This window comes from Empedobacter sp. UBA5528, assembly GCF_002426075.1.
Classification (GTDB): domain Bacteria; phylum Bacteroidota; class Bacteroidia; order Flavobacteriales; family Weeksellaceae; genus Empedobacter; species Empedobacter falsenii_B.
This window is the reverse complement of record NZ_DINY01000051.1, coordinates 7,915-21,456: the sequence shown is the minus strand read 5'-3', so window position 1 is coordinate 21,456 and position 13,542 is coordinate 7,915. Positions and strand designations below refer to the sequence as shown.

At 32.7% G+C, this 13,542-nt stretch carries 12 protein-coding genes (1 of these 12 only partly in view); 7 read left to right on the top strand and 5 right to left on the bottom strand.

All coding sequences use genetic code 11. The features are described from left to right. Positions 1-5 precede the first annotated feature (5 nt). The gene (locus B4L98_RS11305) at positions 6-692 is read right to left on the bottom strand and encodes a YceI family protein (protein WP_291078247.1); all 687 of its coding nucleotides are present in this window, start codon (positions 690-692) and stop codon (positions 6-8) included. A 100-nt stretch (positions 693-792) separates the two neighbouring features. On the opposite strand from B4L98_RS11305, the gene B4L98_RS11300 reads away from it, so the two are divergent. Together B4L98_RS11300 and B4L98_RS11295 are read left to right on the top strand one after the other, a co-directional pair. After that, positions 793-1,806 (top strand): ABC transporter ATP-binding protein, encoded by a 1,014-nt coding sequence (locus tag B4L98_RS11300; protein ID WP_291049661.1) that lies wholly within the window; start codon positions 793-795, stop codon positions 1,804-1,806. Further along, positions 1,797-2,336, top strand: a complete 540-nt coding sequence (locus B4L98_RS11295) for a GNAT family N-acetyltransferase (RefSeq protein ID WP_291078246.1) — start codon at positions 1,797-1,799, stop codon at positions 2,334-2,336. The genes B4L98_RS11300 and B4L98_RS11295 overlap by 10 nt, the downstream gene beginning before the upstream one ends. 123 nt (positions 2,337-2,459) lie before the next feature. On the opposite strand, the gene B4L98_RS11290 is transcribed toward B4L98_RS11295, so the two are convergent. The 4 genes from B4L98_RS11290 to B4L98_RS11275 all read right to left on the bottom strand — a co-directional run bounded on the left by B4L98_RS11290 (position 2,460) and on the right by B4L98_RS11275 (position 6,820). Continuing rightward, a complete protein-coding gene (locus B4L98_RS11290; RefSeq protein WP_291078245.1) occupies positions 2,460-3,875 on the bottom strand; it encodes a S41 family peptidase in 1,416 nt (471 codons plus the stop codon). Positions 3,876-4,045: 170 nt separating this feature from the next. Then, a complete protein-coding gene (locus B4L98_RS11285; RefSeq protein ID WP_291078244.1) occupies positions 4,046-4,822 on the bottom strand; it encodes an alpha/beta fold hydrolase in 777 nt (258 codons plus the stop codon). A 3-nt stretch (positions 4,823-4,825) separates the two neighbouring features. Beyond that, positions 4,826-5,551: a pyridoxine 5'-phosphate synthase gene (locus tag B4L98_RS11280; protein ID WP_291078243.1), complete on the bottom strand. Its 726-nt coding sequence runs from the start codon at positions 5,549-5,551 to the stop codon at positions 4,826-4,828. 9 nt (positions 5,552-5,560) lie between these two features. Next, entirely contained in the window at positions 5,561-6,820 is a 1,260-nt protein-coding gene (locus tag B4L98_RS11275) for a mechanosensitive ion channel family protein (protein WP_221854250.1), read from the bottom strand. A 65-nt stretch (positions 6,821-6,885) separates the two neighbouring features. On the opposite strand from B4L98_RS11275, the gene B4L98_RS11270 reads away from it, so the two are divergent. The 5 genes from B4L98_RS11270 to B4L98_RS11250 form a co-directional block, all read left to right on the top strand. After that, positions 6,886-7,371, top strand: coding sequence for a DUF456 domain-containing protein (locus tag B4L98_RS11270; RefSeq protein ID WP_291078241.1), 486 nt, complete (start codon positions 6,886-6,888; stop codon positions 7,369-7,371). 110 nt (positions 7,372-7,481) lie between these two features. Then, a complete protein-coding gene (rimP, locus tag B4L98_RS11265) occupies positions 7,482-7,943 on the top strand; it encodes a ribosome assembly cofactor RimP (RefSeq protein ID WP_291078240.1) in 462 nt (153 codons plus the stop codon). 15 nt (positions 7,944-7,958) lie between these two features. Beyond that, entirely contained in the window at positions 7,959-9,194 is a 1,236-nt protein-coding gene (gene nusA / locus B4L98_RS11260; protein WP_114997920.1) for a transcription termination factor NusA, read from the top strand. A 63-nt stretch (positions 9,195-9,257) separates the two neighbouring features. Then, on the top strand, positions 9,258-12,335 hold the full coding sequence (gene infB / locus B4L98_RS11255) for a translation initiation factor IF-2 (protein WP_291078239.1): 3,078 nt from the start codon (positions 9,258-9,260) through the stop codon (positions 12,333-12,335). A 239-nt stretch (positions 12,336-12,574) separates the two neighbouring features. Continuing rightward, positions 12,575-13,542: the 5' portion of a TonB-dependent receptor gene (locus B4L98_RS11250; protein WP_291078238.1), read on the top strand. It continues 13 nt past the right edge of the window; 968 of the gene's 981 nt are visible here — the first part of the coding sequence; it begins with the start codon at positions 12,575-12,577; its stop codon lies off the right edge, out of view.

Genomic DNA, 13,542 nt, shown 5'->3' with positions numbered 1-13,542 from the left:
TTCGATTATTTTGCAGCTTCTTCAGTTGCAGCAACTGGTTTAGCTGATAAATCTACTTGTAATAAAACTTCGTCTTTTACAATAGATCCTCCACCACCTGTGAAAACAATTCCGAAATCTTTACGGTTAATTCCAAATTCTTCAGATTTGATTGTAACACCATTCGCATCAACAGTTACATTAGCTTTGAAAGTAACATTTTTAGGAACTCCGCGGAAATCTAAGTTTCCAGAAATTTCTGAATTGTAATCTCCACCTTCTAAAGCTTTAACTCCTGTAATTTCGAAAGTTGCAGTTGGGAATTTTTCAACGTCTAAGAAATCAGCAGATTTTAAGTGTCCGTCTAATTTTCCTTTGCTTTCTGCATCAGCATCTAAATCTTTAGATTCGAAAGAAGCAAAATCAGCAACAAATTTTCCTGATTCTAAAACTCCGTCGTGTACTTTTACAGAACCTTCTTTTAATTTTACAACTCCGTAGTGACCTTCTTCTGGTTTGTTAATATCGTCAAAAGTTTTTCCACCTTTCCAATTTACAACAGATGCAGTTGTATCAACAGCATATTCTGCAGCTCCTTCAGTTGATGTTGCTCCTTCTTGAGCTTCAGTTGCAGCTTTAGTTTCAGTTTTTCCTCCACAAGAAGTTAATGCAACAGCAGAAACAACAGCCAATCCTAAGAATAATTTTTTCATATTGCTTTTTTTAATTTTTTCTTTTACAAAACTATAATATAAATTAATAGTTGATATTGATTTATATCAATAAATGAAATAATTAAACAATTATTTCATATTGAATAAATCTAATACCTTAGCCAAACATAAGAAAAATTATTCAATCGTGCTAAACGTAAAACAACTCAGTTATAATTATCCAGATTTCGAAGAAAAAGTACTCGATAACATCAATTTTGCAGTTAACAAAGGCGAAGTGGTAAGTATTATCGGAGAAAGTGGAAGTGGAAAATCAACTTTACTGAAATTGATTTATGGATTGTTGGATTTTAAAGAAGGAGAAATTTACTATCATACCAAAAAATTACGCGGACCTGCTTATAACTTGATTCCAGGTCATAAGATGATGAAATACGTAGCGCAAGATTATGATTTGTTAGATTTTGTAACGGTTGGTGAGAATGTCGGGAAATTTTTAAGTAATTTTGATTTAGAGCTTAAACAACAACAAATTGACGAAGCGTTAACGGTTGTTGAAATGTTAGAGTATAAACATATTTTTCCGAATAAGTTGAGTGGTGGTCAGCGACAGCGTGTGTCTATTGCACGAGCTTTGGCACAACAACCCGAAATTTTGTTGTTGGATGAACCTTTTTCTAATTTAGATCAAATATTAAAATTAACCATTCGAGAAAAAATTATGGATTGGTGTAAAGCGCATCAAATTACAGTGATTTTTACAACGCATGATTTGAATGATGCTTTTTATACTTCGGATAAAATTTTAGTTTTGCAAAACGGAAAAATGATTCAGTATGATGAGGTCGAGAATGTGCGAAATTCTCCTGCAACAGCTTATGTGGCCAAACTTTTTGGTTATGTAAATGTGTTGGATGATTCGCAAGATTTAGGAATTGATTCGTCTAAAATTGTGATTTATCCAGAAGAAATTACAATTTCAGAAAATGGAAAATTCGAAGGAAAAGTAATTTCATCAAAATTTCAGGGAAGAGATTATTTGGTAAGATTTACATTCAAAAACATTGAATTGTTGATTTATTCTTCTCAAAAATTAATGAAAGATGAGTTGATACATTTTGAAGTTATAAAATTTCATCAATTATGCATTTAGAAAGTTTACAAGTAACGGAATTGTGTAGCGAACGATTAATTTTGATGCCGTTCACGATTTCCATTTGCGAAAATATATTACAAAATAATTATACCGAATTAGAGCAATTAAATTTAGTTAAAGGAAAAGGTTGGCCTGATGCAGATGTAATTGAAACATTGCCTCGAATTATTGTGAACTTGTCTAAAGTTGACGCACCAACAGGTTTCGAATCGTGGATGATTATCAAGAAATCAACACGAGAAATAATTGGTGACATTGGTTTTAAAGGTTATAATTTTGTTGGAAGAAGTTGTGATATTGGTTATGGAATTATCGAAGCAGAAAGAAAACAAGGTTTTGCCGTTGAAGCAGCTGCGGAATTGATAAATTGGGCATTTACAAAAGAAACTTTGGAAGAAGTAACCGCTTGTTGTTTGATAGAAAATATTGGTTCAACGAAACTTTTAACAAAACTAAATTTCACTGAATTGAGTCGAGATTCAACTATGATTTATTGGTCGTTGTTGAGAGAAAATAAATTGAGTTAAAACACCTTGTCAAGGTTTTAAATCTTGACAATTTGTTTTTAAAAATTAGATTCTTCTAAAATATCAATCAAGAAAATGTCATTCTGAATGTAGCGTTAGCGAAATGAAGAATCTCAAAAATCTTTATTTTTTTATCAAATCAATCGTGAAATTTAATTGTGTATCTCTTTGATTTAAGAAATCATCTAAGGTCTGAGAAATTTGATAATCAGGAATAATTCCTCTTCCGTATTTTTGTTTATCTTTTTTAGGAACATCTTGTTCTAAATTAACGATAGAAAAAGATGTGATTATTTTTGAATAAGGTAATTTATATTCAAAAGGCGTATGACCATTATGACCATAATATCCACCCATCGACTCTTCTCCAATAACTATACAATTTGAGTTTCCTGCTACCATAGAAGCAAATAAACTTCCAGCAGAAGCAACAGCAGGACTAATGAGTAAGTATATTTTTCCTTGAAAGGCATTTGAATTTGGAGACCAAATTTTATGATCATTGCTCTTTTCGTTTTCATAGAATGCATCATTTCTATTCTCTGGAAAAATTACCTGTAATTCTTTATTATATTTTCCTACAAATAAAGGACGTATAAATTTTGGAGCGTTTAAATTATAATATTTTAAAAATGGAATTTTTTTAAAGCTAATCCAAGCTTGTTTATTTTCTTGAAAATTTCGAGAAGTTAAATAAGAGTAAGTTAAAATATCATTAGGATCTGTTCCTCCTCCATTGTTTCGTACATCAAGAATAAGATTTGTAATGGTTTTATTTTTAATTTCAGCAAATGTGTTATTTAGAAACTCGTTATAAATTTTATGTTCTTCTGATTTTTCATCACCCATAGAAAATGTATGAATTGTTAAAATAGCAGTCGAAGCATCTATTATCTTAAAGGAATACTTTTCATTTTCTTTCAAATTAGCATAATAAAATTGATCATAGGGTTTTGAAAATCGGTTTCTAAAATTTTTATAATAATCAGCATAACCAATACTTTCTATTGTATTTTTTAAAATTTGATTGGAAAAAGGTAATTTGTATTCAACAATAAAATTATTCTTTAGGCCATAATTTAATCTATAAAATTTAGAAAAATGAGTGCTTAAACCAATATTTTTTCCAGTTGTATTATAACCATCTGTTGTGTAGTATTTGAATAAATTTTTCTCAACATGTTCAATTTTTTCATTATTGATAGAAATTATCTCAGAACCCAATGAAATAGCATTGTTTACGAAGTTGATAATCCATTTGTTATCTATCTTTTTTAAAGGAAAAGGAAAATATCCAGATAATTCTGTTTTTAATATTTTTAAATTATTTTTAGATAATTCAGTGTCATTGTGCAAACTACCTTCATAGTCAGTTAATGTACAAATGATATTGTAAAAATCTCGATAAGTAGAAGATTTACTAATTTCTTTTTCTGCCCAATTATAAATGCTGTCAATTTCTGATTTTGTTCTGTATTTGTATAAACCTGAATTAGCTTTAATCCTTATATCTTTAAAAATCTTTAAATCCTTTTGCATTTTTGTCTGCGAAAAAGAATCATCAATAGATTGGGAATAAGTAATATTCCAAAATAATAGAAAAATTATTAAAAATTTAGCTTTAGACATTCATAATCAGTTTAATTGAATAATGATGTAATTTAATAAAAAAAAGCGCAATTCAAATTTAGAATTTCGCTTTTTTGTTTTTATTTATTCAACAAGAAATCTAAAACTTCTGCTGTAAAATCTTTCGGATTTTCGGCATGTAACCAATGTCCTGCATTTGCAATTTTCTTGATTTCCGCATTTGGAAAACGTTCCTTGATAATCATTTCATCTTCTGGCATAATGTAATTTGAATTTGCACCACCCAAAAATAAAGTTGGACCATCAAATTTGCCTTTTAACAATTCAGAACCAACCATTTCTTGGTAAAATTTATCTAAAACATCTAAATTGAATCGAAAAGCATATTTTCCATTATCGGCGTGGTAAACGTTTTTCAACAAAAATTGTCGCACACCAATTTCAGGAATATATTGTTCCAAAGTCGTTTCTACATCTTTTCGAGTTTCAACTTGATCAAAATTAACAGATTTCAACGCTTTGAAAATCGCATTATGATGAGGTTGATACGCTTTTGGTGCCATATCCACAACAATCAAATGATCTAATCTATTTTGATGAATCATCGCAAAATCAATCACAATTCTTCCGCCAAGCGAATGTCCCAACAAATGTGCTTTTTCAATAGAATTTGCATCCATATAATTCACGATATCTTGCGTCATCGCTTCCAAAGAAGAATCTTCGCTATGAAAGCTACGTCCATGATTGCGCAAATCAATCAAATGTGTCGTAAAATATTCACCAAAATGTTTTCCTAATGTGCTCCAATTATCCAATTGCCCGAATAATCCATGAAAAACCAATAAATGTTTTTCACCAGAACCAACAATTTTACTATGTAAGATTTCTGCCATTTTTTACAAATTTGCTAATTCAATTTTACGTAAATACGCTTGTATTGTATTTTCTAAACCTAAATATAGAGCTTCAGAAATTAATGCATGACCAATAGAAACTTCTGCAATTGTTGGAATTTCACGAATAAAATATTCAATATTATCTAAACTCAAATCGTGTCCAGCATTTACAGCCAAGCCGTTTTTGATTGCCAATTTAGCTGTTTCTTTATATGGATTGATTGCTTCAAGATTTCCTAAACCATATTGCGTTGCAAATTCTTCTGTGTACAATTCGATTCGATCTGCACCAGTTTTTGCAGCACTTTCAATTAAAGCAGGATTTGGATCTAAGAAAATAGATGTTCTGATTCCAGCGTCTTTAAAGGTTTTAATTACATCAGTTAAATAATCAAAATGTTTGATTGTATCCCAACCAGCATTTGATGTAATCGCATCTTCTGCATCAGGAACCAAGGTAACTTGTTCTGGTTTTGAGTTTAAAACCAATTCCATAAAACTATCAATCGGTTTTCCTTCAATATTAAATTCAGTTGTTACAACAGGTTTCAAATCGTACACATCTTGGTAACGAATATGACGTTCGTCTGGACGTGGATGAATCGTAATTCCTTGCCCTCCGAATTCCTGAATTTTGATTGCCGCTTCTACAAGATTTGGCGTATTTCCACCACGCGCATTACGAATTGTGGCAATTTTATTTATATTAACACTTAATTTAGTCATGATTTTATATTATAATTTTTTTATATCAGAAAGCGAAATGCTTTGCATAATTTCTAAGTCAAATTTACGACAAGCTGTTAACAAATGATCGAAAATATCGGACTGAATTCTTTCAAATTCCAAATTGCTTGCCGAAGTTGTAAAACAACCAATTTCTAACGGCATTCCAAGCGGCGAAACAGGTAATTGTTTTACGATAATTGGATCATTTTGCGAAACTGTTTTTAAACTTTTTAAATAATGTTCAACATAAATTCTAAAAACACCAATATTGGTTAAGTTTTTACCATTAATATCTAAATCAGAATTTTCAATGTTTTGATTATAGATAGAGATTTCGTGACGTTTTTGTTGAATATAATGATGAATTAAAGTAATATTTTCGAAACGATTTAACATTTCTTCGTTACAAAACTGAAACGAATTTACATTAAACGAAACAGAACGTTTTATTTGACGTGTTCCAGTTGCCAACATCGCCATATGATTGGTTACCTGAGACGATACCAAATCTACAGTAGGAACCGTTGCAATAGATTTATCAAACTTCTCAATTTTCACCAAATTGATGTTAATTTCTTTTACTATTCCTTCAATATCGCCTTTGGAAACGGTAATCCAATCGCCAACTTTTACAATTTTAGAATAGGAGATTTGCAAACCAGAAACAAATCCGAAAATTGCATCACGAAAAATCAATAAAACAGCTGCGGTTAAAGCTCCGAGAACGGTAATAATTGTATTTTTATCAACCGTAAACAAAATCATTATTCCAGAAATAATCGCAAAAAATGTGATAATAAACTTCAACATTTGCCCAAAAGTTCGCACTCCAACTGTTGTATAACTATTTTCTTCGTTGTACACATCAATAATTGTATTGATAACTCGGAAAATAAGTTGCGTAAAAACGATTAATGAAATAAGTTGTGTAATGCGTTGAACAACATGAAAAATATTTCCTTCATTCTTGAACAAAATAACATTCATGCTTAATGCAAAACTGATTGGAACAAGATGAATAGCTGAAAGAAAGACTTTGTTTTTGTACAAAAACTTCAACCAATCGTTTTCGGTGAAATTCTTTAATTTTTTTAGAAGCGGAAGAATAATAACTCTTAGCACAAAATCTATCACAAAAAGAATAGCTATCCAAGTAACAATTTCTAAAAAGGTAAAAAGATTTTCGGATAAATCAATTTTGAAATATTGATTGAAAAAAAATTTTACACCATCAGAAAATTCTTCATAAAAAGATTTATCTTGCATAAGCTGTTAATTGAGTTTAAATAGATTTGTTTGTGCAAAGTTACAGTTTTAAAAATACTAAAATATTGGATAACGATAGTATACTAAATCTTATTAGTGGAATTTTATTGGTTGTTGGTTTGGTCGGAACTGTTTTGCCAGCTTTACCAGGAGCACCTTTGGCATTGGTCGGATTATTGGTTTTTAAATTCAGTAGTGATTGTAGTTACAATTGGGGAACGATAATTATTGCAGGACTTTTTGTGTTATTAGGTGCGCTTTTAGATTATTTATTACCAGCTTACATGACCAAGAAATTAGGTGGAACCAAATACGGGATTTGGGGATCTATTGTAGGATTAATCATCGGATTATTTTTTCCACCAATCGGGTTTATCGTAGGTCCTTTTCTGGGAGCATTATTAGGCGAATTGGTTTTTACTGCGGCTTCGCCTAAAGTTGCATTAAAATCTGCTTTCGGATCTTTTGTAGGATTTATTTTAACAACAGGTTACGACATTATATTAACGTTAATCTTTATCGGAATATTTGTATATCAACTGATGAATTAATCAGATTAAATGGTTGAAATTAGGTCAATAAAAAAAAATGACGTATATTTGCAAAGAATTTAAAGGAATAAATGGAGGAGGGCTGGTTATAGCTCTCTTTTTCGTTGTATATGGATTCAAATAAAGTAAAACAGCTGATAGACGAAGCAATAGCGGAAAATCCGTCATTGTTTCTTATCGATTGGAAAATCACTCCAGATGATAAAATTGTAATTTTAGCAGATGGAGACGAAGGTCTTTCAGTCGAAGAAATTGTAAGAATAAGCCGATATGTAGAGCACAATCTTGATAGAGAAGAATGTGATTTTGCATTAGAGGTTTCCTCTCCTGGTGTAGGAAGTAACCTAACCATGCCACGCCAATTTGTCAAAAATGTAGGAAGAACTTTAGAAGCTACATTAAGCGACAAAGTGATGGAAGGCGAAATTGTAGAAGCCGATGAAGAAGGTGTTACAATTTTTTGGGAAGCGCGCGAACCAAAACCTGTTGGAAAAGGAAAAATTACAGTAGAACATAAAGAAAAAATAAATTACGCTGACATCAATAAAGCGATTATAAAAGTCACCTTTTAAAAAAATTAAAGTTTAATGGACAATCTTGCATTAATTGAATCTTTTGGAGATTTTAAAGACGATAAGAACATCGACCGTATTACGCTTATGGCAATCTTAGAAGATACCCTGAAAAGTGTTTTGAAAAAGAAATATGGTACAGATGATAACTTTGATATTATTGTAAATCCTGATAAAGGAGACTTAGAGATTTGGCACAACCGTATCGTTGTAGAAGACGGTTTTTCAGAAGACGACGCAACAGATATCGAATTATCTGAAGCACGTAAAATTGAGCCAGATTTTGAAGTAGGTGAAGAAGTATCGGAAAAAATTCCGATCGAAGCATTAGGTCGTCGTGCAATTTTAACTTTACGCCAAACATTGGTGTCTAAAGTAATGGAGCATGATAATTCTAATTTATACGAAAAATTTAAAGGTTTAATCGGAGAAGTAGTTACGGGAGAAATCCATTATGTACGTCACAAACAAGTGATTATAATGGATGACGAACAAAACGAAATGATTTTACCAAAAGAAAATCAAATACCATCAGATTTTTTCAGAAAAGGAGATACATTACGTGCTGTTGTAGATGACGTAAAATTGAGAGGAGCAAAACCTCAAATTATTTTATCTAGAACATCACCAAAATTTTTAGAGAAATTATTTGAACAAGAAATTCCAGAGATTTTAGACGGATTAATTACAATCAAAAATGTAGTTCGTATCCCTGGAGATAAAGCAAAAGTAGCAGTAGAATCTTACGACGATCGTATCGATCCAGTAGGAGCTTGTGTTGGAATGAAAGGATCTCGTATCCATTCAATTGTACGCGAATTACGTAACGAGAATATCGATGTAATCAACTACACAAACAACATGAGTTTGTTTATTCAACGCGCTTTAAGCCCAGCTAAAATTTCGAATATCGAAATTAATGAAGAAGAAAACAAAGCCTTAGTTTACGTAAATGCAGACGAAGTTTCGAAAGCAATTGGTAAAGGAGGTTACAATGTTCGTTTAGCTTCTAAATTAGTTGGAATGGAAATTGATATTTTCAGAGAAGGCGCCCAAGACGAAGACGTAGAATTATCAGAATTCTCAGATGAAATCGATGCATGGGTAATCGAAGCATTCAGTGCTATCGGGCTAGATACTGCCAAAAGTATTTTAGAACAAGATGTTGATGACTTAATCAAGCGTACGGATTTAGAAGAAGAGACAATCTTAGACGTTATCCGTGTCTTAAAAGAAGAGTTTGAAGATTAATTCATACTCAAGTCATAAACAATTCATACATTTGCAAACATTAAAATAAGAGATTAGCTTCATATGTCGGAAACAATAAGATTAAGTAAAGTATTAAAAGAATTAAATATATCAATAGATAGAGCTGTTGACTTTTTAGAAGGGAAAGGTAAAACTGTAGAGAAAAATCCGAACTCTAAAATCGATGTGCCAACTTACGATATTTTAGTTAATGAGTTCCGATCTGATGCTAAACAAAAGCAAGCTTCCGGTGAAGTAGTCATTAACAAAATTTCAGATATCAAAGCCGCTGAGAAAAAAGAAGCAGAAGCAAAAGCTGCAACTGAAAAACCAGTAGAAAAGAAACCTGAAATCATTGAAACGACGAAAGTTGAATTGGAAGGACCAAAGACTGTTGGAAAAATAGACTTAGATGCTTTGAAACCTAAAGCCAAAGTAGAAAAAACTGCGGTAAAAGAAGAGGTGAAGAAAGAAGAAATCAAGAAAGAGGAAGCACCAAAAGCTGAACCTAAAACTGAATCAAAAGAGGAACCGAAAGGACCGAAAGTGATAAAAGTTATTGATCTTGATAAAATAAATAATACAGGTAAACCTAAAAAGCAAGATTCTCCAGCTCCTAAAAAAGAGCAAGCAGAACCTAAAAAGGCGGAAGCACCTAAGGCGGAAGTTAAAAAAGAGGTGAAGAAAGAAGAACCTAAAAAGGTGGAAGAGGTTAAAAAGCCTGAAATAAAAACGGAAGCGAAGCCTGAAGTGAAGAAAGAAGAAATTGAAGAAGTAGCAGCAGTTGAACCTCAAAAAATTGAAACTGTCTACACAAAATTAGATGGACCTAATTTTACAGGTGCAAAGATTGACTTATCTAAATTTGATAAGAAAAAAACTGACGATAAAAAAGGGAATCAAAAAGGTGCTAATAACGCTGCTGACAAGAAAAAGCGCAAACGTATCCAGAAAAACGTTAAACCAGAAGATGTAGCAAAAGCTGGAGAAAACGGAGGAAACAATAACAATCGTCAAGGTGGTAACAACAACCACGGAGGAGGAAATAATAATAACCGCCAAGGTGGTAATAACAACCACGGAGGAGGNNACCACGGAGGAGGAAATAATAACAACCGTCAAGGAGGTCAAGGACAAGGAGGTAATCGCCCAGGTGGACAAGGTGGTAATCGTCAAGGTGGTGGAAACTTTAGAGGTGGAAACAACCGTGGACCAAGAGTTCCTCAAGTAGAACTTTCTGACGAAGATGTTAAAAAACAAATTAAAGACACTTTAGATAAACTTACTAACAAAGGAAAAGGATCTAAAGGGGCTAAACACAGAAGAGACAAACGTAAAGAACGTCGTGAGTTTGCTGAGCAAGAGCAAGAAGCAATAGACATGGACAAAACTTTACATGTAACAGAATTTGTAACGGTTAACGAATTAGCTTCGTTAATGGATGTTTCTGTTACAGAAGTTATCTCTGCATGTATGTCATTGGGAATCATGGTTACCATGAACCAACGTCTTGAAGCGGATACAATTCAATTAGTTGCAGATGATTTCGGATTCGAAGCAGTATTTGCTAATGCTGAAGAAGAAATCTCAACTGAAGAAGAAGAAATCGATAACGAAGAAGATTTAGTAACTCGTGCGCCAATTGTAACTGTAATGGGACACGTTGACCATGGTAAAACATCTTTATTAGATTATATTCGTAAAGCAAACGTAATTGCTGGTGAGTCTGGAGGTATTACACAACACATTGGTGCGTATAACGTAACATTGCCAAGTGGTAAGCGTGTAGCGTTCTTAGATACACCAGGTCACGAGGCCTTTACAGCGATGCGTGCTCGTGGTGCTCAAGTAACGGATATTGCAATTATTGTAATTGCGGCCGATGACCAAATCATGCCACAAACACGTGAAGCAATTTCTCACGCTCAAGCAGCTGGAGTACCAATGGTATTCGCTATCAATAAGGTTGATAAACCAGCAGCTAATCCAGAAAAAGTAAAAGAGCAATTAGCTCAAATGAACTTATTAGTTGAAGACTGGGGTGGGACTTACCAATCTCAAGAAATCTCGGCTAAATCTGGTTTAGGAGTAGAAGATTTATTAGAAAAAGTATTATTAGAAGCTGAGGTATTAGACCTTAAAGCGAATCCAAAACGTAAAGCATCTGGTACAGTTGTAGAAGCTGCATTAGACAAAGGACGCGGATATGTTTCGACAATTATTGTACAAACAGGTACATTACACATCGGAGATTATGTATTAGCAGGATCTCATCATGGTAAAGTTCGTGCAATGTTAGATGAGCGTGGTAACAATATCAAAGTTGCTGGACCATCAACACCAGTTACAATATTAGGATTAGCAGGCGCGCCAACTGCAGGTGATAAGTTCAAAGTTTACGAAGACGAACGCGAAGCGAAACAAATTGCAACTCGTAGAGATCAATTACAACGTGAGCAAACTATTCGTACACAAAAACACATCACACTTGATGAGATTGGACGTCGTATCGCTTTAGGAGATTTCAAAGAGTTGAATATTATCTTGAAAGGGGACGTGGATGGTTCTGTAGAAGCATTAACAGACTCTTTACAAAAACTTTCGACAGAAGAAATTATTGTTAACATCTTACACAAAGGAGTTGGACAAATTACAGAATCTGACGTATTATTAGCTTCTGCTTCAGATGCGATTATTATCGGATTTAATGTTCGTCCTGGTGGATCTGCTCGTGATATTGCAGAAAAAGAAGAAGTTGAAATTAGAACTTACTCAATTATCTATGCTGCGATCGAAGAGATTAAAGAAGCGATGGAAGGTATGTTATCTCCAGAGTTGAAAGAGCAAGTAACAGGTAATATTGAAGTTCGTGAAACATTCAAAGTAACGAAAGTTGGTACTATTGCTGGATGTATGGTCTTAGACGGTAAAGTTTACAGAAACTCTAGTATTCGTATCATTCGAGACGGAGTTGTGATCCACGATGGTGAATTAGCTTCATTGAAACGTTTCAAAGATGACGTGAAAGAAGTTAGTAAAGGTTACGAATGTGGTCTTAATATCAAAAACTTCAACGATATTCAAGTAGGTGATATTATCGAAGCTTACGAAACTGTAGAGGTTAAAAAGAAATTGAAATAATCAATTCTCAACAAATATTTTAAAAAGGAGCTCAATTTGAGCTCCTTTTTTTATGAAATTTTATTTAATAAAAATCAATACTCTACTTATTATATAGAATTATATTCTATTATTAGTTTTATTTTTAGAATAGAATTTTTGTTTAACATTAATTTAAAGTTTTCTTTTATTTTATTTAAAAACGACTTGTTTTATATTCTATAAAGTCTATAAATTTGCTAGACTTTAAAATTGTAAATATGAACAAGAAATTATACTCACTCAAAAAAATATTTTTTCTCACTGCTCTTTTTGGTGGAACATTTTTATTTGCTCAAACCAAAGTTACAGGTACGGTTGAAGATGTAAATGGACCAATCGATCAAGCAACGGTTAATGTAAAAGGAACGAATATAACGACAACAACAGATGCAGATGGTTTATATCAACTAACGTTAGAACCAGGGAAGTATGAAATTATTGTTTCAAAAATAGGTGAGCCAACAACGACGCAAACAATTAATGTGCTTGATGAAAATGAAGTTTCTTTAGATTTCTTTTTACAATCAATCAATTCGGATACTGATCTTAGCGAAGTTGTTTTAATTGGTTCGCGCGCAGTCGGACGTACACAATTAGATTCTTCAACACCAGTTGATGTGATAGATATTAAAGAGGTTACAAAAGATGTAGGACAAGTTTCGTTAAATCAAATCTTAAATTATGTAGCACCATCTTTTAGCTCGAATACGCAAGTTATTTCTGACGGAACAGATCATATAGATCCTGCTTCTTTGCGCGGTTTAGGACCAGATCAAGTATTAGTTTTGATTAATGGAAAACGTCGTCATACAACATCATTGGTTAATATTAATGGTTCGTTTGGTAAAGGTTCTGTCGGTACAGATTTGAATGCAATACCAACTTCTGCAATTAAACGAATTGAAATTCTTCGAGATGGAGCCGCGGCTCAATATGGTTCTGATGCGATTGCAGGTGTGATTAATATTGTCTTGGAAGATTCGACAGATAAACTACGCGCGTCAATTTCGTATGGAGGAAATCTTTCGAAAAATGCAGAAGATAATTTTGATGGCGAAACTTTTCAAGCGAATGTGAATTATGGTGTAAAAGTTGGAGAAAAAGGAGGATTTGTAAATGTTGCAGGTTCTTACGACAAGCGTCAACCATTCAATCGTCAAAAAGAATTTACAGGAACAATTTTTTC

Bases quoted from the DNA above. Each gene is read 5' to 3' on its own strand.
- B4L98_RS11305 (WP_291078247.1), bottom strand. From the start codon at position 692: ATGAAAAAATTATTCTTAGGATTGGCTGTTGTTTCTGCTGTTGCATTA.
- B4L98_RS11295 (WP_291078246.1), top strand. From the start codon at position 1,797: ATGCATTTAGAAAGTTTACAAGTAACGGAATTGTGTAGCGAACGATTA.
- B4L98_RS11290 (WP_291078245.1), bottom strand. From the start codon at position 3,875: ATGCAAAAGGATTTAAAGATTTTTAAAGATATAAGGATTAAAGCTAAT.
- B4L98_RS11285 (WP_291078244.1), bottom strand. From the start codon at position 4,822: ATGGCAGAAATCTTACATAGTAAAATTGTTGGTTCTGGTGAAAAACAT.
- B4L98_RS11280 (WP_291078243.1), bottom strand. From the start codon at position 5,551: ATGACTAAATTAAGTGTTAATATAAATAAAATTGCCACAATTCGTAAT.
- B4L98_RS11275 (WP_221854250.1), bottom strand. From the start codon at position 6,820: ATGCAAGATAAATCTTTTTATGAAGAATTTTCTGATGGTGTAAAATTT.
- rimP (WP_291078240.1), top strand. From the start codon at position 7,482: ATGGATTCAAATAAAGTAAAACAGCTGATAGACGAAGCAATAGCGGAA.
- nusA (WP_114997920.1), top strand. From the start codon at position 7,959: ATGGACAATCTTGCATTAATTGAATCTTTTGGAGATTTTAAAGACGAT.